Source organism: Nocardiopsis sp. TRM 82005 (genome assembly GCF_056312425.1).
In genome coordinates this window covers 112,226-132,723 of the sequence record NZ_JBWDTQ010000014.1, presented here as the reverse complement: position 1 = coordinate 132,723, position 20,498 = coordinate 112,226, and the positions used below count along the sequence as shown (strand labels likewise).

Sequence of the window (20,498 nt, the reverse complement as noted above, 5' to 3'; positions counted from 1 at the left end):
CCCCCGGCGCGCCCGGAGGGGTCAGAATCCGAAGATCCCGGCGCCCGTCTCGGCGGGTCCGACCGCGCCGCGCATAGCGGCGAAGAGCTCGCGACCGGTGCCGCTGGAGGAGTTCGTTCCGGGGCGGGCGGGCTCGCGGCCGGACAGGTCGGCCAACACCTCCAGTGTGCCCGTGGTGGCGTCCAGACGGATGGGGTCGCCGTCGCGCACGTAGGCCAGCGCGCCGCCCGCCTCGGCCTCGGGGGACACGTGGATGGCGGCTGGCACCTTGCCCGAGGCGCCGGACATACGCCCGTCTGTCACCAGCGCCACCCGCTGACCGCGGTCCTGGAGCACCGCCAGGGGCGGGGTGAGCTTGTGCAGCTCGGGCATGCCGTTGGCACGCGGCCCCTGGAAGCGGACCACCGCGACGAAGTCGCCGGTCAGCTCATCGGCGGTGAAGGCCTCCTGAAGCTCGGCCTGGTCCCCGAAGACGCGGGCGGGGGCCTCCACCACCTGACGCTCGGGCTCCACGGCGGACACCTTGATGACCGCGCGGCCCAGGTTGCCCGAGAGCATGCGCAGACCGCCGTCCGAGGCGAAGGGGTCGTCCACACCGCGCAGCACGGTGGTGTCGCCGCTCTCCTTGGGGCCGTCACCCCAGGTCAGCTCAGTCCCGTTCAGGCTCGGGGTCTGCCGGTAGCGGCCCAGTCCCCCGCCCATCAGGGTGCGCACGTCCTCGTGCAGGAGCCCGGCGTCCAGCAGGGAGCCGATGAGATAGGCCATGCCGCCCGCCTCGTGGAACTGGTTCACGTCGGCGGCGCCGTTGGGGTACATGCGGGTGAGCAGCGGCACCACCTCGGACAGGTCCGCGAAGTCGTCCCAGGTCAGCTCGATCCCGGCGGCACGGGCGATGGCCACCAGGTGCAGCGTGTGGTTGCTGGACCCGCCGGTGGCCAGCAGGGCGACCACGGCGTTGACGATGGCGCGCTCGTCGATCTGGCGGCCGACGGGATTGTAGTCCTCCCCCAGGGCGGTCCGGGTGAGCACACCGCGCCCGGCCTCGGCGGTCAGGGCCTCGCGCATCGGGGTGCCCGGCTGCTCGAAGCTGGCACCGGCCAGGTGCAGGCCCATGACCTCCATGAGCATCTGGTTGGAGTTGGCGGTGCCGTAGAAGGTGCAGGTGCCGGGCGAGTGGTAGGAGGCCGACTCGGCCTGGAGCAGCTCGCGGCGCTCCACCTTGCCCTCGGCGTACTGCTGCCGCACGCGGGCCTTGTCCTTGTTGGGCAGGCCCGAGGGCATGGGCCCGGCGGGCACGAACGCCACCGGCAGGTGGCCGAAGGACAGGGCACCGATGAGCAGGCCGGGCACGATCTTGTCGCACACGCCGAGCATCAGGGCGCCGTCGAACATGTCGTGGGACAGGGCCACGGCGGTGGCCATCGCGATGACGTCCCGGCTGAACAGGGACAGCTCCATGCCCGCGCGGCCTTGGGTGATGCCGTCGCACATCGCGGGCACGCCGCCCGCGAACTGGGCGACGCCGCCCGCCTCGGCCACGGCGGCCTTGATCAGGGCCGGGTAGGACTCCAGCGGCTGGTGCGCGGAGAGCATGTCGTTGTAGGCGGAGACGATCGCCAGGTTGGGCGTGACGTCACCGGACAGCTTGAGCTTGTCCGAGACGCCGCAGGCCGCGAACCCGTGAGCGAGGTTGGCGCAGCCCAGGGAGGTGCGGGAGGGCCCCTCCGCCGCCGCCTCGTCGATCCGCGCCAGGTAGGCGGACCTGCTCCCGGCGCTGCGCTCGGCGAGGCGCCGGGTGACGTCGGCGACGACGGGGTGGACGGCTGGTCCGTGTCCGGCGTTGTCGGTGTTGTCGGGGGTGTGCGCGGTCATCGTGGTCGCTCCTCTTCATGCCATGTCCGGCCGGTACGGCCGAGGAGCCGGTGCGCGCCCGCGGGGCCGGCGCTTCCGGCTGGATAGGTCTCGGGGGTGGTGCTCAGGCCGTTCCACGCCTCGATGACGGGGTCCACCCAGCGCCAGGCCGCCTCGACCTCGTCGCGGCGCATGAAGAGGGTGGAGTCCCCCGCCAGGACGTCGGTCAGCAGCCGCTCATAGGCCTCGGGCGAGCGGACGGCGAAGGTGTCGGCGAAGCTGAGCTCCAAGGGGACTGGCCGCAGCCGCAGCGCTCCGGCACCGGGCGTCTTGGCCAGCATGGTCAGGTGTATGCCCTCGTCCGGCTGGAGCCTGATGACGAGGCTGCCCGCCCCGGGCAGGTTGTTGGTGCCGGGGAAGATCGTGTGCGGCACCTCCCGGAAACGGATCACGATCTCCGAGCGGGCGTGCGACATGCGCTTGCCGGTGCGCAGGTAGAAGGGAACGCCCGCCCAGCGCCAGTTGCCGACCTCGGCGCGCATGGCCACGAAGGTCTCGGTGTCGCTGGTGGCGGGCCCGCCCGGCTCGTCGAGGTAACCGAGCACCTCGGTGCCCTGGACGGTGCCGCGCCCGTACTGGCCGCGCACGGTGTCCTCGGCGACGCGGTCCCCGGTCAGGGGCCGCAGGGACTGTAGGACCTTGAGCTTCTCGTCGCGGACGGCGTCGCGGTCGTAGCTGGCCGGAGGCTCCATGGCGGTCAGGCAGAGCAGCTGGAGCAGGTGGTTCTGGACCATGTCGCGCATGGCGCCGGAGGTGTCGTAGTAACCGCGCCGTCCTCCCACGCCGACGGTCTCGGACGCGGTGATCTGGACGTGGTCGATCCAGCGGGAGTTCCACAGGGGTTCGAGGAAGACGTTGGCGAACCGCAGCACGAGCAGGTTCTGCACGGTCTCCTTGCCCAGGTAGTGGTCGATCCGGTAGATGCGCGACTCGTCGAAGACCGCGCCCACCGCGTCGTTGACGGCTTGGGAGGAGGCCAGGTCGCGGCCCAGGGGCTTCTCCATGACCACGCGGGAATCGGCGGTGACGAGCCCGGCTTCGCTCAGGCCGCGGCAGATACCGCCGGAGATCATCGGCGGGACGGCGAGGTAGAAGACACGGTCACGGCCGGTGCCGAGAACCGTGGAGAGTGCGTCCCAGCCGGAGGGATCGCCGCCGACGTCCACGGTGACGTGGTGGAGGCGCTCCAGGAAGCGGCGGAGCACTCCGGGCTCGGTGACCTGGACGGCGTGGTGGCCGCGGACCGCGGAGGCGGCCTTGTCCCTGAAGTCGGCGTCGGTGAGGCCGTCGCGTGAGACGGCGATGACGCGGGTCCTCCCGTCCAGGTGGCCGTCGCGGTCCAGCAGGTAGAGGGAGGGGAGGAGTTTGCGCATGGACAGGTCGCCGGTGCCCCCGAAGACCACCAGGTCGGCGGGGTGGGGCGCGGACTGCTGCGGCATCTTCGGTCTGCTCCAGCGGAGGGGAAGGGGATGGGGGCCGGGGGGTGGAGTGTGACGCGACGGGGGGTGCGGGAGAGCGATGCGGACCGGCCGGTTCCGCTCTCCTCTTTTGACTCTAAGCCTGACTATGGTAAAAAACCAAGCACACTTGAGAACAATTCTTTACATAACCTCTCAGCCTTCCCGGCGTAACCCCATGGTTGAATGAAGTATGGCCAGAACCCCGGGACGCCTGTCCTCCGCTGCCACCAGCGGCCACATCCTGGAGCTAATCCGTTCCGGCACCGCGACCAGCCGTACCGAGATCGGCCGGGTCACGGGCCTCTCACGCCCCTCCGTCGCCCTACGGGTGACCGAGCTGCTCAACAGCGGTCTCGTCACCGAGGGCTCTGGAGCGATATCCAGCGGCGGCCGGCCGCCCACCCTGCTGGAATTCAACGCCGACAGCGGCCTCATCCTCACCAGCGCCCTCGGCATGGTCCGCAGCCAGGCCGCGGTGTGCGACCTCAACGGCGACGTCCTGGCTCGCACACCGGGCTCGCCCGACATGGAGCAGGGCCCCGACACCACCCTTCCCTGGCTTCTGGACACCTGGTCCGAGCAGATCGCCGCTCTGGGGCGCGACCCCGGTGACGTGCGCGGCGTGGGCATCGGCCTGCCCGGGATCGTCGAGTTCCACGCGGGCCGCGCCGACGACCGCCCCTTTCTGGGCAAGTGGGCCGGGGTGGCCCTGGCCCCGCTGGTCGCCGAGCGCTTTCCGGTGCCGGTGACGGTCGACAACGACGTGAACGTGATGGCGCTCGGCGAGCACATCGCGGGCGGGCACGGGCATCCCGACGACATGGTGTTCGTGAAGGTCTCCACCGGGATCGGTGCCGGGCTGCTGTCCGGCGGGCGGCTGCTGCGCGGCTCGCTGGGCGCCGCCGGGGAAATCGGGCACATCCCGGTGCGTGACGGCGGCGGGCTCCCCTGCCGCTGCGGCAACACCGACTGCCTGGAGGCGGTCGCGGGCGGATGGCGGCTGCTGAGCAGCGCCGCCGAGCAGGGACGCCGGGTGGACGTACTCAAGGACCTGGTGGCACTGGCCGTCGGGGGCGATCCGGTGGCGGTGACCCTGGTCCGGTCCGCCGGGCGGCGGCTCGGCGAAGCGCTCGCCGGAGCGGTGAACCTGCTCAACCCCGAGGTGATCGTACTGGGCGGCGACCTGTCGGAGGCCTACGACCACTTGGTCGCGGGCGTGCGCGAGGTGGTGTTCCAGCAGTGCACCGCCCTTGCCACCCGACAGCTGCGTGTGGTGGCCAGCTCCCTGTGGGACGACGCGGGCGTGCGCGGCTGCGCCGCCATGGTGACCGAGGAGATCCTCTCACCCGAGGCGGTGAACAAGCTCCTGGCCGGTTGATGAGGACGCCGCGACCCCTCCTGTGTCCACAGACTGAGGACACAGGAGTTACCTCTCCGCCTGACCGGGAACCCCAGGAGGAAGAGACCTTGGCCCCCCGACCAGCACCCTCTCCCCCCATACACCGACCCGCCACCCCGACCATCCAGCTGACCTGCGATGATGCGTCGGTGACAAGCGTGCTCTCCCCTTGCACACTTGACAACCGCCCCCGATGTGGCGAATAGTCGCCCAGCACCGTTCCCGCCCCGCCGCACACCTCCGTCACCCCCGTGACCGCGCCCGTGCGGAGCCCCGCCCGGAAAGGTCCCTGCCGTGCTCCTAGAGAACCCCCTCGTCCTGATCCTGTTGGGCGCCGGAATCAGCCTGACCGCCAGCGTCGTCGTGACCGGCCTCCAGGCACGCCTCGTCAGGCGCGACGACGTCCGCACCGCCTCCCGGGCCTCCGCGCGCACCCTCACCAGCGCCTTCATCGCCGAACGCGACGCGGGCGGCAGCAAGGAGAGCTACCTGTCCGAGGCGGAGCTGACGGTCATGTCGATGACCGACCGCAAGACACGCGAGCGGCTGCGCGACGTCATCCGCATGCTGCGCGAGCGGTCCCTGCCCGAGGTCGAGGAACTCAGCGGGGTCAGGTCCGAACGCGCCCGCCAGCTGCTGTGCGACCACGCGCTGGAGGTGCTCGGCGCGCACCTGCGCTCCGAGCGGCTGCCCGAGGTGTCCGACCCGGTCCGCAGGATGCTGTCCGTGGAGGAGGAGGCGCTGAGCATCCACTCCGGGGAGACGCCGCGCTCCAGTGAGCCCATCGCCAAGAGCGCGGTCACCACGCGCCCCCGGCACACCGACGGCGAGGCCAAGACCGCCTCCCCCGCCCGCAGGACCGCCAAGGGCGGCAGCAAGTCCGGCACGAAGCCAGCGGCCAAGAGCGGACGCCCCACCGCCACCGTGGAGGAGGAGCCCAAGAAGGAGAGCGCCTTCTGGGACGACTGATCCGGACAACGCCGGATCATTGCGCGGAAACCCGTTGTCTCGGCTCCGAATATGCACTGGCACCACGGGCCGGAAAGGTTTCATGCGCCCCGTGAGGGGAAGATCAGGCGCACAGGCTCCACCGGACGACCATGGGGCTGAGGAATTGTGCTGCGCAATTGTGGTCAGGACCCTCACTCAGGAACAATCCGTGTGCGCGGCCGGGGAGAACTTCACCTAGGATCACAGCCACGAGCGGATTTCCCGCGTCGTTGGCAGTACCCGCTTCCCGGCACTGCCGGTGCCCCGCGGGCCACCCCCGGTCCCCCAGCAGGCCCCGGACTCGGCGACCACCCGCCTCCGCCGGCCCCGTGCGGTCCCCGCCCCCCCCGGACGCGGACGCGTGAGCCTCCGGGCCGGTGTCCGACCGTTGGCATGCCCCGCTGTCCGAACTCACCGAGATTGCACGATGCCCGCTGACGAGAACTCCGCCGCCGGTTCAGGCGCGGACCACACACCAGACGAGACGCCTGAGAACGGCGCCGACACCAACGCGGACGGGAAGGCTTCCGCGAAGGAACCGACCTCTGACAGCGGCGCGAGAGCCGCCGAGGAAACCGGGGAGGCCGGGGGCGACGCTGCCGCGGCCCCGTCACCGGATACGCGGGACTCCCCGGACGACACTGACGAAGGCGCCTCGGGCGGCGAGACCGCTGCGACGGCCGGGGACGGTGAGGCCGCCGCCGAGGCCGACGCGTCCAGCGAGGCGGTCGGGGCCGAAGACGGCGCTCAGTTCGGTGAGGAGTCCGCCGACACACCGGACTCCGAGAGCGGAGGCGGCGCACAGGACGCCGAGGACGCCGGGAACGGCAAGGTCGCGGCCGCCGTTTCCCCGGGCCGCGGGAAACCGCGGCGTGTGCGCCGGATCCTGGTGTGGACCGCCGTGGGCCTGGTCCTCACCCTGGCCGCCGGGGTCGCCACCGCCTACGGCTACTACCACTGGCTGCGCTCGGGCGTGGTCCAGCACGATATCGACGCGGCCCTCGGCGAGGGGGAGCGCCCCGAACGGATCAACGACGCGGTCAACATCCTCTTCATGGGCACCGACGGCTACGAGGAGGGAACGACCGCGTACCAGAACGAGTTCGAGGGAGAGCGCTCGGACGCGGTCATGCTGGCACACATCTCGCCGGACAAGCGGGTATCGGTGATCAGCTTCCCCCGGGACTCCCTGGTGAACCTGCCCCAGTGCGACCCCTACGGCGAGACCGAGGGCACGCAGGGCTACTTCGGCATGATCAACGCCGCGATGTACCACGGTGGCCCGCCCTGTGTGGTCCGCACCATCGAGACGCTCACCGACATCCGGATCGACCACTTCGTACACCTGAGCTTCATGAGTTTCCGCGACGTGGTGAACGCCATCGGGGGCGTGGACATCTGCATCCCCGAGCCGATGCAGGACAGCCGTTCCAAACTCGACCTCGACGCGGGGCAGCAGACGCTCAACGGGGAACAGGCCCTGTCCTTCGTCCGGGCCCGGTACGAGATCGGCGACGGCGGAGACATCGGCCGCATCGACCGCCAACAGATGTTCATGGCCGCTCTCGCCGACCAGGTGACCAGCAGCGACGTGCTGAGCAGTCCGACCAAACTGAACGGCGTCCTTCGGGCCGTGTCCCGGAACAGCGCCACCGACCAGAGGTTCACGCTCGACAGGATGCTCTCGGTCGCCGTGAGCCTCTCGGACGTGGACCTGGCCGACATCGAGTTCCACACCGTGCCCTGGTACCAGGCGCCCTTCGATCCCAACCGCGTCATGTGGTACGAGGAGGAGGCCGCCGAACTGTTCACCGCCGTGCGCGAGGACCGTCCCCTGCCCGTGCCGATGGCCGACGACGCGGCGGCCCCGCAGGACCCGCCCGGCGCCTCGCCCTCACCGGTGGACGTGGAGTTCGCGAACGCGTCCCCGCCGCCCGAAGCCGCGGAGTCCGCCCGTGCGGGCGAGGGACGCGATGCCACGTCCGACCCGTGCTCCGACGGTCTGGGCTTCGGCACGGAGGAGGAGTAGGCGGAGGCGTCCTCTCGGCGCCGCCCCGGACCGGCCACTCCCACGGACTCCGTGAGCAGGTGGAACCGGAGGGGCAGCGCCTCCGCCGGGACCGGTGGTCACGGCGGGACGGCGAAACCAGCGAACGGGCCCCGAGGGCCGGTACAGGCGTCACATCCGTACCAGCTCTCGGGGCCCTTCCCCGTGGCCGGGCCGGAGCCCTGGCCACGAGGGGACCGCGGCCCGGATCCCCCCAGACCGGAGCCGCGGTGTACCTCGGGCGGCGGGGACTCGGCTTCCCCCCGCCGGTACGCGCCTGGAACCCCCACAGTTCCGTTCGGCGCCCCAGTCAGCGGGGGTGGTCCCGCTCACCGCCCGAGGTCTGGTGCGCCCGCCACGATCGGCGGGCGCACGTTCCAGGAAGGTCAGACGAGGTCGCCAGGCAGCGTGTCGTCCAGCGCACCGGTGTCGACGCCGGGCTGACCCAGCGCGGGCATGCCCTCCACACCGACCAGGTCGTTGCCCAGCGAGTCGCCGCCAGGAGCCAGCTGCGTCGTGCGCACGGTGTCGGCGACCATGTCGGTGGCGGCGGCGGCCTCGGGGCCGGCCACGGGCAGGGCGTCCTCGGGCACCGGCAGCAGCTCGATCGGCGTGTCGCCGACGGGCTGGGGCAGGGGGTTGCTCCCGGCGGACATGGGCAGCACGTCGTCGGACAGCACCAGCTCGGAGACGATGTCACCGGTGCCGCCGGTCAGGTCGGTGTTCTGGCCGTTGACGGGGGCGACGGGGCCGTCCGTGGCCGCGGCCAGGGGAAGCGGCTCCCCGGGGGTGGGCAGGGTGGCGTCGAGACCGCTCAGGTCACCGCTCACCTCGTGGGTACCCCGCTCGACCGCCGAGCCCAGCTGGTTGAGATTGTCGTCGACCTTCTCCGTGGAGTCGGTCGTGTGCGGCTCGGCGTGGCTCAGCGGCAGGGTGCCACCACCACCCAGCCCCAGGCTCTCCAGCACACCAGTCCCACCCAGCAGACCGGAACCGCCGAGCACATCAGAAACAGGGTCAGCGGGAGCAGCGTGGCTCAGCGGCAGGGTGCCACCACCACCCAATCCCAGGCTCTCCAGCACACCAGTCCCACCCAGCAGACCGGAACCGCCGAGCACATCAGAAACAGGGTCAGCGGGAGCGGCCTGCGACAGCGGCAGGGTGTCGGTCGCGGTGTTCAGGTCCAGCGGGCCGACGTCGGCGGCGTTGTCCTCCCCGGTCTCGATCGGGGCGTCCGCGGAGACGGTGTCTCCGACCGTTCCACCGAGGGGCTGCTCGGGCGCGGACTGGTGGCGCACGTCCGGCTGGGCGGAGATCTTGCCGGGCTCGACCTTGGCCAGATCGCCCAGGGGCGTGGAGACGCCCTCCGTCAGCGATGCCGGGACCTGGCTGCCCAGGTCGTTCAGGGGCAGCCCGTCCGTGACGCCACCGAGAGTGTCCGCACCCGCGATCCCGGCGCCCAGGGCGACGAAACCTGCGGTGCTGGCGGCCACCAGCATGGTCCTGGCGGAGGCGCGGGCGGTGTTGAACATGTGTGGTCCTTCCGGAGTGTCATGTGCGGCTGTCGTGTGGACGGCGGAAGAACGTCGTTCCCGCCGCCCGACGGCTCCGCTCCCCTGGCCGGGAGGAGGGCTCCGCCTGGTTCGAGCTTTCCGGTGGAGGAGCCTGTCGCACCTGGAGGGAGCGGGGGCTCGGCCGGTCATCAGTCGTGGGTCTGGATGGCCACCGACTGACGTGAACCCCGCTGTCGGGGTGCGCGGCTCACGTCAATCCCCAGAGGCGTCCGGGTTCATGGCTCAACGTGGTCGTACGTGAGCGTCCCGGGGCTGGGAGGGCGTGCAGAACGGGTCGCGGGGCGACCGGACTGGAGAAGGCCCGCTAGTCGGGCGAGAAGGTCGGCTCGTCGGCGGACTCGGCGGGAACCGAGCGCAGGACGTGCCGGGCGGCCTGGATCTGGCCGGGTGCCGGGGCAGGCGCGCCGGTGGTGGGCAGGTAGCCCGCCACTCCGCTGCCGCCGGTCGCGCCGCCCGGTGCGGAACCGGTGGCGGTGGTGTTCGGCGTCGAGGAGGCGACGGCCTCGGCCGCGAAGGGCGCGAGGGTCTTCTCGGCGGCTCGGTCCGTGGAGTACCGCGCCGCGGTGTCCGGGGCCGGGCCGGGTGTGGTGGCGGACGCGTCGGCGCCGTCGCCCGGATCGGCCGGGACGGCGCCGCCGTCCCGAATCCGCACGTCCTCGTCGGCGTCGGTGTCCTCGGCGAGCGGCTCCTCGGCGGTCGGTGCCGTACTGAACGCGGCGTCCGTGGCGAGGTGGTCCTCCACCGAGGCGGACGTCCCGTGAACGGTGTCACGGACCTGCTGTGCGACGTCGCTGCCCCTGACTCCGATGGCCGGGGCGACGGCGGTGGAGGTGTCGAACACCATGCGGGTGGTGTTTCCCCCCACGGCGGCGACCGCTCCGCTCAGCGGCTTACCGAGCCCGGTGGGAACCTCCGGACCATGGCGCCCGTTGTCCGCGCGCCCGGTGCCCGTGTGTGCGGTATCGGTCCGACCACGGGGAGCCTGCGCGGGCTCCGCCGCGGTGCTCCGCACCGTGTTCGTCCGACCCGCGTTCGTCTGGTTCTCTTCCGACCGACCCGCGGTCGGCTGACCCGCGTTTGGCCGGTTCGCGTTCGACTGGCCCGCGTTCGACTGGCCCGTGTCCGGGCGAGCCGCGCCGTCGGGCTGTCCCGGTGACGCCTGCCCCTGGGGAGCCTCCGGCCGTCCGGCAGCGGCTCCGGTCTGGTGCGGTGGGGTTTGGGCCCCCTGCACCAGGGTGGTGACCGGCGGGTTCTCCTCCGCCCTTACGGGGTCGGAGGCCGCCAGCCAGGCGCTGACCAGTACCCCGGAGACCAGGGCGGCGAGCAGTAGTGCCCGCCCGACCGGTGCGGGGAGCACGGCGGAACGAACGCCGGAGGCGTTCGTGAGACCGTGGACTCCAGACACCAGGGGTTCCTTCCACCGTGGGGCTCGGGCCGACACGCGGGGGTGGTCCGGGACCGGTAACAGTGCCGTGGGCAGCGTGTTCCGGACCGCGGAACGTAAGGTCGGGGACCTTCGTGCGTCCGCTGATCGCGACGTTAGCATGAATTAGACGACCGGAACCCCGAATCCCCGGTAATTACCACGCTCCGGAACCGTCTTCTGAGCAGCGAGATGTGGCAAACCGGAGAAAAACCAACGACAATTCGACCATTACGCCCCAGGAAAAGCGCGCATTGCCAGACCGTCCGACCGGCTCTGCGGAGGTTGACCGACACATGACCGAGTTCCCCCAGAGCCATTCACCGTCCCCCAAGGGCTTGGGCGACCTACTGACCGAGGTGCACTCGCTGGACTCGCGCCTTTCCGCGCACGGCCAGGTCCGCTCACTGCTCCAGGCGGTCCTGACCATCGGCGGCGACCTGGACCTGGCGACCGTGCTGCGCCGGCTGACCGAGGCGGCCGCGCAGCTGACCGGCGCGCGGTACGCGGGGCTGGGCGTGGTGGACGAGGACGGCGGTTTCAGCGAGTTCATCCCCGTGGGGCTCAGCGAGGAACAGGCCGCCCGGATCAACCGGTTCCCGCACGGAAAGGGCGTTCTGGGGGTACCGCTGTACGAGCGGGCCTCGCTGCGCCTGACCGACCTGAGCGAGCACCCTGACTTCGAGGGGTTTCCCGAGGGGCATCCGCACATGGGCAGTTTCCTCGGCGTGCCCATCCAGGTGCGGGACGAGGTGTTCGGCAACCTCTACCTCACCGAGAAGGCCAGCGGCGGGGAGTTCAACGAGGAGGACGAGGCGATGGTCACCGCGCTGGCCACCGCGGCCGGTGTGGCGATCGAGAACGCGCGCCTGTACGAGGAGGCGCGGCTGCGGGAGCGGTGGCTGGCGGCGTCCACCGAGATCACCACCCGCTTGCTGTCGGGCGCCGACACCGACGAGGTGCTCGCCCACATGGCGGCGCAGGCCCGGGAGATCGGCGGTGCGGACACGGCCGTGGTCATGCTGCCCGATCCCCGAGCCCGGGGACACCTGTTCGCGGAGATCGCGGACGGGCCCGTCACACAGGAGATCCTGGGGACGCCGGTCGAGATCCACGATTCCGTCTGCGGATGGGTGTACGAGACGGGCGAGGCCAAGGGCATCCCCGACCTGGGCCAGGCGAACTGCCCCATGCTCACCCACCGCGGCTACGGCCCCGGTCTGGTGGTGCCCCTGGGAACACCGGGGAACACGCGCGGGGTGCTGCTACTGGGCAAACTGTCCGACCGAGTACCGTTCACCGCGTCGATACGCCGCATGCTCCACGGGTTCTCGGTGCAGGCCGCGGTGGCCCTCGAACTGGCCGAGGCGCGGCGCGACACCGAGCGCCTGGTCGTGCTGGAGGAGCGCGACCGGATCGCCAAGGACCTGCACGACGTGGTGATCCAGCGGTTGTTCGCGTCGGCGATGACCCTGATGAGCACGGTGCGACTGATCACCTCGCCCGAGGCCGAGGAGCGGGTGCAGCGGACTATCGACGAGCTGGACGGCACCATCCGGGAGATCCGCTCAACGATCTTCGACCTCCAGAACCCGCCGAGCCGCATGGACACGTCGCTGCGCGAGCGCATCCTGAAGCTGGCCGAGAACACCGCGCACAGCCTGGGCTGTCATCCGGGGGTGAGCCTGGACGGACCGATCGACGCCTCCGTGTCCGACGACATCGGCGAGCAGCTGCTCGCGGTGCTCGGCGAGGGGCTGACCAACGTGGCCCGGCACGCTCGGGCCACGGAGGTGCACGTGTCCGTGGCGGTGGAGGAGACCGCGACCTCGGGCCGCCCCACGACCCTCACGCTGACGGTGACCGACAACGGTGTGGGGCTGCCCGAGGAGGGTCGGCGCAGCGGACTACGCAACCTGGAGCAGCGGGCCCAGGCGCTGGGAGGCGGTTTCACCGCGAAGAGGAGCGAGGGCGGGGGCACGGTGCTGGTGTGGAGGGTACCCGTCCCCGACGACGCCGTACCGCCTCCCAGCAGCTTCTGAACCACCGCCGGGGGACCGGTCGGGCCCGAACGTCACCGGGCGGCCGGGGCGACCAGGCAGAACTCGTTGCCCTCCGGATCGCGCAGCACCTGGAACGAGCCCTGCTCGTCGGTGGCCACGGCGCCCACCGGTACGGCTCCCCGCCCGACCACGGCCTCGGTGGCGTCGGCGATGTCGGCGACACGCACGTCCGGGTGGATCCGGTTGCGCCCGGTCCTGGGACCGGCATCCGGTTGGAAGGAGACGCGGGGGCGGCCGGTCTCGGCATCCCCCTCGACGAAGGACCATCCGTCGGCCCTGTCCACCGGCTCGCCTCCGAGGACGAAGGCCCAGAAGCGGGCAAGGGAGGCGGGCTCGGCTGCGTTGACCACCCACTGGTCGACGGTTCCCATAGTCATGCCGCCCGAGCCTACACAGCGGGTGGCCCCGGGGGCCGACGGCCCCGCGGCCGAAAGGATCGTCCGGTGGTCTCCGCGTCCGCCGGTGCTCCCCGCCCTCCGCGGGAGGGAGCCGAACCGGGAACCGGCCCCAACGGAGCCGCCTCCACCGGTTCCCGGGATACGCGCACCGGTGTCAGTAGCGGCGGCCGCGCAGCTCGGCGACGAGCACCGCCGCCTGCGTGCGGCGTTTGAGGTCCAGCTTGGACAGCAGGGCGGATACGTAGTTCTTCACGGTCTTCTCCGCCAGGTACAGGCGCTCGCCGATCTGCCGGTTGGTCATCCCCTCGCCGATGAGGTCGAGGATCTGCCGCTCCTGCGGGGTCAGTTCGGCCAGCGGGTCGGGCTCGGCCTGGGCACCGCGCAGCCGCTCCAGCATCGCGCCGGTGCTGCCCGAGTCCAGCAGCGAACCGCCGGAGGCCACGGTGCGCACCGCGCCCACGAGGTCGGCGCCGTGGATCTGCTTGAGCACGTACCCGGCCGCACCGGCCATGACCGCGTCGTACAGGGCGTCGTCGTCGGCGAACGACGTCAGCATCAGGCAGGCGATCCCGGGATGGTCCGAACGGATCTCCCGGCACACCTGCACACCCGAGCCGCCGGGCAGTCGCACGTCGAGGACGGCGACGTCGGGCAGCACCACCGGGATCCTCGACAGTGCCTGCTCGGCCGTCCCGGCCTCACCGACGACGGTCATGTCGTTCTCGGTATCCAACAGAGCGGCCACACCGCGGCGGACCACCTCATGGTCGTCCACCAGGAACACCCTGATCTGCTTGCGAGCGCCCTCGGCTCCACCGCCCGTCATCGGCCCATCCTCATCCCTACGTCACCATGATCCAGACACCGCTCCGAGGAAGACGGTAATACGTGCGAAGGGCAACGTGCGGGCCGTTAGGCACCGAACTGCCCCGACGAAGGTCCCGTAAAGGGATAATTCGCCTTCGTCGGGGGACAAAACACCTGTTCACCACGGGTACGGACATGATCACCCGCATCTGGGATCACAGCACGAATCCGGCGTCACGGCCTCCGATCCGCCCAGGGACGGGCGATCTCGAACGCGCGGCAGGCCGCCAGCACCCGGGTGTCGGCGTGCCGGGGCCCGACCACCTGGAGCCCCACTGGCAGGCCCGCCGGGGTGAACCCGCACGGCACACTCGCGGCGGGCTGCTGGGTCATGTTGAACGGGTAGCTGAACCCCGCCCACGAGGTCCACCGCTCGCCCTCCAGCTTCGGTGGCGACTCCAGCCCCGCCTCGAACGCGGTGATCGGCACCGTCGGGGTCAGCAGCAGGTCGTACCCGGTGTGGAAACGACCCATCCGGGTGCCCATCTCCATCCGCAGGGCCATCGCGGTCAGGTAGTCCTGCGCCGAGTAGGTCAGCCCCTCCTCGACGACCTCACGCAGCCCCGGGTCGAGCAGGTCCCGCTGCCGGTCGGTGAGCTTGTCCGTGGCCTTGGCCACTCCGGAGTACCAGAGCACATGGAACTCCTCCCGGCAGTCGGGCAGGTCGGGCTCGACCTCCTCCACCCGGGCACCCAGTGTCTCGAACACGGCGACCGCGTCGGCCACCGCCCGGGCCACCTCCGGCTCCACGTCCAGCCCGCCCAGAGTGGGGCTGTAGGCGATCCGCATGCCCCGCACCAGCTCCTCGGCGTCCGTGCGCAGCCGCACGTCACCGATGCCGGGCACGGGCGGCGCCAGCGCGGCCCAGTCACGCGGGTCGCTCCGGGTGATGACCTCGAGCATCAGCGCCATGTCGCCCACCGTGCGGGCCAGCGGACCGGTGTGCGCGAGCGACCCGAACGGACTCGCCGGATAGTGCGGCACCAGACCCCACGTGGGCTTGATGCCGCAGACGCCGGTGAAGCTGGCCGGGATGCGGATCGAGCCGCCACCGTCGGTACCGGTGGACAGCGGACCCATTCCAGCCGCCACCGACGCCGCGGAACCGCCGCTGGATCCGCCCGGGGTGGTGGACAGGTCCCACGGGTTGCGGGTGACACCGGTGAGCGGTCCGTCGGTGACGCCCTTCCACGCCAGCTCGGGCGTGGTGGTCTTGCCGACGAGGACCGCGCCGCTCTCCCGCAGCCGAGCCGTCACCGGGGAGTCCTCCTCCCATGGCCCGCTCTGGGAGCTGGTGACCGACCCCTTCAGGGTGGGCCACCCCTTGGTGAGGTGGATGTCCTTGATCGCGGCCGGTACCCCGTCCAGGGCGCCGGAGGGCTCACCGAGGCGCCACCGCTCGGCGGACTCGCGTGCCGCCTCTCGGGCCTCGTCCGGGCACACCAGGCAGAACGCGTTGAGCGCCGGGTTGTCCTGCTCGATGCGCTCCAGAACAGCGTCGACGGCCTCCACCGGGGACAGGTCCCCGGTGGCGTAGGCCGCGATCAGCTGCTCGGCGGACATGTCGGCCGGTGTACCGGGATCGCCGGATCGCGCGTGCGGAACCGAGGCCGCCCCGAAGGCGCCCTCGGCCGTACCGACGGCCGCTCCCGTGCCCTCGGTCCCGGCCCGGTCAGAACGGATCGTCACTTCAGCCTCCCATGTCACGCCATCAGGGGTCAGCCGGGCACATAGCCCCGGCTCTTGTCGACCACGTTGAGCAGTTCCCGCCCGTCCAGGTAACGGGCGAGGTTGTCGAGGAACAGGTCCATGAGGTCGTCGCGCCAGCCGACGACGTCGCCGGACATGTGCGGTGAGACCACCGAGCCCGGCAGCCGCCACAGCGGGGAGTCCGCTTCGAGCGGCTCTTGCTCGAACACGTCCAGAGCGGCACCGGCGATGACGCCGTCCTCAAGGGCGGCGACCAGGTCGGGCTGGACCACGATGGGTCCGCGCGCCACGTTGATGAACCGCGCGGTGGGTTTCATCAGCTCCAGGAAGCGGCGGTCGACCAGACCCCGGGTGCCGTCGGTGAGCGGTGCCGCGACCACCACGTAGTCGGCCTCGGGCAGCTCTTCGAACAAGGTCGGACCGCCGTCGGCGCCACGCTCGGCGAGGCTGGACTCGACCACGGTGCCGAAGTCGGGGTCGCCCTCGCGCGCGTGGCTGCCGGAGGCGCGCACGTCCATGCCCACGGCCGTCAGCTTGCGGGCGATGTGGCGGCCGATCGGCCCGGTCCCCACCACGAGGGCCCGCCTGCCCGACACCCGCTCGGTCTCGCGGTGCTCCCAGCGGTGTTCGCGTTGGTGGTCCCAGGTCCGCTGGAAGTCCTTGGCGAACGCGATGACCTGGCCGAGCACGTACTCGGCGATGGGCTCGTTGAAGACCCCGCGCGAGTTGGTGACCGAGGCGGCGCTGTCGATCAGGCCGGGGAACATGAGGTTGTCCACCCCGGTGGTGGCGGCGTGCACCCAGGCCAGGGAGTCGGCCTTGGGCCAGGCCGCGGCGAGCGCCTCGGTGAACAGGTCCCACACCAGCAGCACGTGCGTACCGGGCAGCTTGGCAGGTAGTTCGTCGGCGGTGGCGTAGACGACCTCGCCGAGTCGTGGGTCGTCGTCGATCCGCTCGTGGCCGGGCGGTAGGTCGTCGCCGTGGAGGACGAGGAGTCTGGGGCTGTTCGACTGGCTGGAACGGTTCACGGGCGTGTGCACTCTCCGGTTGGCTGCGGCGGTTCAGAGAGGTCGTCGGGAATGCGGGGATCGCCCTGCATGGGAAACGCTAGGGAGCCGACATAGGATTGTCAACAATCAACAAATCGGTCGTTTCCCTTGAAACGGCACCTCTCGTACCACCCCTGACACGCCCGGGATACCCACTCGCACCAGGGTTATTGCCGCATCCCGCCCGTGGAACATAGGATTGTCGACAATCAACAGCCCTGTTGCCGGGACTGTTCTCGCAAGGTCCCCGTGCCCGACGTCGAAGGGACATCCCCATTGCCCAGGTACATGACCCTCACGCTGGCCAAACGCGGGGTCTCCTGCGTGGCCGAACTCCTGGACAAGGACGCCCCCCGCACCTGTGAGGCGGTGTGGAACGCACTACCGCAGGGCGACGCCGTCCAACACGCCAAGTACGCGCGCAACGAGGTCTACACGATGGTGCCGAGGTTCGCCGAGGCCGAACCCGGACAGGAGAACCCCACCGTCACGCCGATCCCGGGGGACGTCGTCTACTTCTCCTTCGACGGCGGCATGCTCGACCGCACGTTCAAGGAGGACAAGGGGATCGACCACCTGCCCGGCGTCATCGACCTCGCGCTCTTCTACGGACGCAACAACCTGCTCCTCAACGGCGACGTCGGCTGGGTTCCCGGCAACGTGTTCGCCACCGTCGTCGAGAACCTGCCCGCCATGGCCGAGGCCTGCAACGACGTCTGGCGCTCCGGGAGCGTCGGCGAGCGGCTGCTGTACGAGCGCCTGGAGCGCTAACCGGCCCCGAGAGAACACACGGTGTCTCCGCGTCCGCGTACCCGCGTACAGGCGGCACCCGTAACGACCGCACCACCGGCGACACGGGCGGTACCCGTGCCCCGACGCGGGAGGCCACACCCGTACCGACGGAAAAACGACAACGCATTCCCGGGAGGTGAGTGACCGATGCGGACCAATGGAGACCACATGAACAGCCCCGCGGCGGAGCACCAGGTCGTCGAACTGGCCGCCAGTACGCGAACGCCATGGCAGGCGGGGGTCGGTGTCATCGCGCCCTACGACTTCGCGCTCGACCGCGAGCTGTGGCGCTGGACGCCGGACGACGTCTCGTTGCACGTCACGCGGTTGCCGTACGTACACGTACCGGTAACGGTGGACCAGGCCGCCGCCCTGTGCCAGGAGGAGCACGTGGACCCGGCGGTCCGCGCGCTGCTCGCCCCCGAACCGCTGGCCATCGGCTACGCGTGCGCCTCGGGCAGTTTCGTGCACGGCCTGGAGGGGGAACAGAGCCTGCACCAGGCCATGGTGGACGCCGGGGCACCCACCGCCGTCACCACCTCCGGGGCCCTGATCCGGGCCCTGGACGCGCTCGACGTCAACCGGATCGCGGTCGTCACGCCCTACGTGGACAGCGTGACCGACCGGCTCCTGGCCTACCTGGCCGAGCACCGCGTCACCGTGACCTCCAGTGTGGGGCTGGGCCTGCTCAGCCACATCTGGCGGGTCACCTACGCCGAGGTGTCCGCGGCGGTGCACTCGGTGGACCGGGCCGACGCCCAGGCGGTGTTCATCAGCTGCACCAACGTACTCACCTACGACATCATCGCGCCGTTGGAGCGGGAGCTGGGAAAACCCGTGATCGCGGCCAACCAGGTGACCATGTGGGCGGTGATGAACGCCGCGGACCGCCAGGCCGTAGCCCACGGACAGAGCCTGATCGACGTCGCCGCACCGAGCGCCGCGTGACCCCGCGGGCCGTGACCAGAAGGAGAGCCACATGACCCGCGTCGGATTCCTCTACCCCGGACTCAGCGCCGAGGACGACTACAAGGCCTTCGCCGACCTGCTCGGAGGGGACGTCGAACTGCCCGTGGTGCACACGCTCATGCGCGAGGACGCGCACCGGGTGGACGCCCTGCTCGACGTCGGCAGCGAGGGGGTACTCACCAAGGGCGCCCAGGAGCTGGCCGTGATGGAGGCGGACGCGGTGGTGTGGGCGTGCACCAGCGGAAGCTTCGTATTCGGCTGGGAGGGCGCCCGCAGACAGGTCGAAGGGGTGCGCCGGGTGGTCGGGGCACCGTCGTCGAGCACCTCGTTCGCCTTCGTGCACGCGTTGAGCCAGTTGCGCGTGTCACGGGTGGCGATCGCCGCCACCTACCCCGACGACGTCGCCCAGAGGTTCGTGGAGTTCCTGACCGAGGCCGGGGTGACCGTGCTGTCGCTGGCCAGCCACGGCATCGCCACCGCCGCCGAGGTGGGCGGCCTGGACCCGGACGACGTCCTTGACTTCGTGATCTCCAACGACCACCCGCGGGCCGAAGCCGTCCTGGTGCCGGACACCGCCCTGCACAGCGCCCACCTGATCGAGCCCCTGGAGGCACTGCTCGGCAAGACCGTGCTCACCGCCAACCAGGTGAGCGTGTGGGAGGGGCTGCGCCTGGCCGGGGCGACCGCGGGCCGGAGCGCCGGCCCGGGCGCACTGCTGCGCTCCGGTTCGGCCGCCGTCAACGACGCTCTGGCCTCCCGTTAACCTCGACGACGTGCTCGCCGTTTCGTCCCGCTTTCGTCCCGAACCGAAAGGAAGGCAGAACATGCCCGCCCCAGGTCCGCTCAGACCCGTGCCCCGGCGCTCCACCGCCGAACTGATCGCCGACCAGCTGCGGTCGGCGATCATGTACGGCTTCCTCGCCCCGGGTGACCAGCTCGGCGAGTCGGAGCTGGCCGGACAGCTCGGGGTGAGCCGCGGTCCGCTGCGCGAGGCGATGCAGCGCCTCATCCAGGAGGGACTGCTGCGCAGTGAACGGCACAGGGGCCTGTTCGTGCGCGAACTCACCCCCGCGGACGTGCGGGATGTCTACGTGGCCCGGCTCGCCGTCGAGCGAACCGCGTGCGAGCTGATCATGCGCGGCAACCGGGGTGAGGCGGTCGCCCGGCTCACCCCGGTCGTGGACCGGCTCGCCACGGCGGCGGCCAGCCGGGACCGGAACACGATGAGCGACGCCGACCAGGACTTCCACCAGACTCTGGTGAGCTGCGCGGACAACGGCCGGTTGGAGCGCATGGCGCAGACCCTGCTGGTCGAGACGCGGATGTGCCTGACGGTGATGCAGGACGTGTACCCGGAGCCGGAGGAACTCCTGGACGAGCACCGCCGCATCCTGGACGCGATCGTGGACGGGGCGGAGGAGGAGCTGATGCGGCTGATCGAGACGCACATGATGGACACGGTCGACCGCGTCAACGGTGACGTCCAGGAGCCGGAGGCGGACTCCGGCGCCTGACCGGGACGGCGGGCCGGCCTTCAGGGGCTGCGGAACCGGCGGGCACGGCCTCGGGCCTCTGCCGCACCCGCCGAGGACCGGCGGCGCAGCGGACCTCGGGAGCCGGCTCCCGAGGTCTTCCCCGCGGTACCGGGGCCGGTCACCCCTGGCCGCGGTACCTCGCCAGAATGCGCTCCCGGGCCTCCTCGAAGCTCATCTCACCGCGTGCCACCCGCTCCATGTCCGCTCGCGCCTCCGGCGTCGTCTCACGGGCCGCCGCCCTGACGGAGGCCAGGGCGGCGGCGGTATCCCCGTCTTCAAGAATCCACGTATCCATGAGGTGAAGCGTAAGG

17 protein-coding genes are annotated in these 20,498 nt (G+C 71.0%); 8 read left to right on the top strand and 9 right to left on the bottom strand.

Annotated elements, in window-relative coordinates:
- Positions 1–21 precede the first annotated feature (21 nt).
- Entirely contained in the window at positions 22–1,872 is a 1,851-nt protein-coding gene (edd, locus tag AC0T5L_RS11060) for a phosphogluconate dehydratase (protein ID WP_476165328.1), read from the bottom strand.
- Positions 1,869–3,350: a glucose-6-phosphate dehydrogenase gene (zwf, locus tag AC0T5L_RS11055; RefSeq protein ID WP_476165327.1), complete on the bottom strand. Its 1,482-nt coding sequence runs from the start codon at positions 3,348–3,350 to the stop codon at positions 1,869–1,871. The genes edd and zwf overlap by 4 nt, the downstream gene beginning before the upstream one ends.
- A gap of 211 nt (positions 3,351–3,561) precedes the next feature.
- Between zwf and AC0T5L_RS11050 the strand changes: the two genes are divergently transcribed.
- The 3 genes from AC0T5L_RS11050 (at position 3,562) to AC0T5L_RS11040 (ending at position 7,789) form a co-directional block, all read left to right on the top strand.
- Complete coding sequence (locus AC0T5L_RS11050; RefSeq protein WP_476165326.1) at positions 3,562–4,749, top strand: ROK family transcriptional regulator; 1,188 nt, start codon at positions 3,562–3,564, stop codon at positions 4,747–4,749.
- A 315-nt stretch (positions 4,750–5,064) separates the two neighbouring features.
- Positions 5,065–5,739 (top strand): hypothetical protein, encoded by a 675-nt coding sequence (locus AC0T5L_RS11045; RefSeq protein WP_476165325.1) that lies wholly within the window; start codon positions 5,065–5,067, stop codon positions 5,737–5,739.
- Positions 5,740–6,187: 448 nt separating this feature from the next.
- Complete coding sequence (locus AC0T5L_RS11040) at positions 6,188–7,789, top strand: LCP family protein (RefSeq protein ID WP_476165324.1); 1,602 nt, start codon at positions 6,188–6,190, stop codon at positions 7,787–7,789.
- Between the two features lie 404 nt (positions 7,790–8,193).
- Here AC0T5L_RS11040 and AC0T5L_RS11035 read toward each other — a convergent pair whose 3' ends face one another.
- Both AC0T5L_RS11035 and AC0T5L_RS11030 read right to left on the bottom strand, forming a co-directional pair.
- Entirely contained in the window at positions 8,194–9,339 is a 1,146-nt protein-coding gene (locus AC0T5L_RS11035) for a hypothetical protein (protein ID WP_476165323.1), read from the bottom strand.
- Between the two features lie 346 nt (positions 9,340–9,685).
- Positions 9,686–10,786, bottom strand: coding sequence for a DNA polymerase III subunit gamma/tau domain-containing protein (locus AC0T5L_RS11030; RefSeq protein ID WP_476165322.1), 1,101 nt, complete (start codon positions 10,784–10,786; stop codon positions 9,686–9,688).
- Positions 10,787–11,100: 314 nt separating this feature from the next.
- On the opposite strand from AC0T5L_RS11030, the gene AC0T5L_RS11025 reads away from it, so the two are divergent.
- Positions 11,101–12,846, top strand: a complete 1,746-nt coding sequence (locus tag AC0T5L_RS11025) for a GAF domain-containing sensor histidine kinase (protein ID WP_476165321.1) — start codon at positions 11,101–11,103, stop codon at positions 12,844–12,846.
- Positions 12,847–12,878: 32 nt separating this feature from the next.
- Here the strand turns inward: AC0T5L_RS11025 and AC0T5L_RS11020 are convergent, their stop codons facing one another.
- The 4 genes from AC0T5L_RS11020 to AC0T5L_RS11005 form a co-directional block, all read right to left on the bottom strand.
- Positions 12,879–13,244, bottom strand: coding sequence for a VOC family protein (locus AC0T5L_RS11020; protein ID WP_476165320.1), 366 nt, complete (start codon positions 13,242–13,244; stop codon positions 12,879–12,881).
- 175 nt (positions 13,245–13,419) lie between these two features.
- Positions 13,420–14,091: a response regulator gene (locus AC0T5L_RS11015; RefSeq protein WP_476165319.1), complete on the bottom strand. Its 672-nt coding sequence runs from the start codon at positions 14,089–14,091 to the stop codon at positions 13,420–13,422.
- 215 nt (positions 14,092–14,306) lie between these two features.
- Complete coding sequence (locus AC0T5L_RS11010) at positions 14,307–15,821, bottom strand: amidase (protein ID WP_476165318.1); 1,515 nt, start codon at positions 15,819–15,821, stop codon at positions 14,307–14,309.
- Between the two features lie 29 nt (positions 15,822–15,850).
- The gene (locus tag AC0T5L_RS11005) at positions 15,851–16,870 is read right to left on the bottom strand and encodes a D-2-hydroxyacid dehydrogenase (RefSeq protein ID WP_476165317.1); all 1,020 of its coding nucleotides are present in this window, start codon (positions 16,868–16,870) and stop codon (positions 15,851–15,853) included.
- Positions 16,871–17,179: 309 nt separating this feature from the next.
- Here AC0T5L_RS11005 and AC0T5L_RS11000 point away from each other — a divergent pair, with 309 nt between their 5' ends.
- From AC0T5L_RS11000 to AC0T5L_RS10985, 4 genes are all read left to right on the top strand, one after another.
- Entirely contained in the window at positions 17,180–17,662 is a 483-nt protein-coding gene (locus AC0T5L_RS11000; protein WP_476165316.1) for a DUF3830 family protein, read from the top strand.
- 168 nt (positions 17,663–17,830) lie between these two features.
- Entirely contained in the window at positions 17,831–18,631 is an 801-nt protein-coding gene (locus AC0T5L_RS10995; RefSeq protein ID WP_476165315.1) for a maleate cis-trans isomerase family protein, read from the top strand.
- A 31-nt stretch (positions 18,632–18,662) separates the two neighbouring features.
- Positions 18,663–19,415 (top strand): maleate cis-trans isomerase family protein, encoded by a 753-nt coding sequence (locus AC0T5L_RS10990; RefSeq protein WP_476165314.1) that lies wholly within the window; start codon positions 18,663–18,665, stop codon positions 19,413–19,415.
- 61 nt (positions 19,416–19,476) lie between these two features.
- Entirely contained in the window at positions 19,477–20,166 is a 690-nt protein-coding gene (locus tag AC0T5L_RS10985) for a GntR family transcriptional regulator (RefSeq protein WP_476165313.1), read from the top strand.
- A 139-nt stretch (positions 20,167–20,305) separates the two neighbouring features.
- Here AC0T5L_RS10985 and AC0T5L_RS10980 read toward each other — a convergent pair whose 3' ends face one another.
- The gene (locus AC0T5L_RS10980; protein ID WP_476165312.1) at positions 20,306–20,482 is read right to left on the bottom strand and encodes an antitoxin VbhA family protein; all 177 of its coding nucleotides are present in this window, start codon (positions 20,480–20,482) and stop codon (positions 20,306–20,308) included.
- Positions 20,483–20,498: the final 16 nt, after the last annotated feature.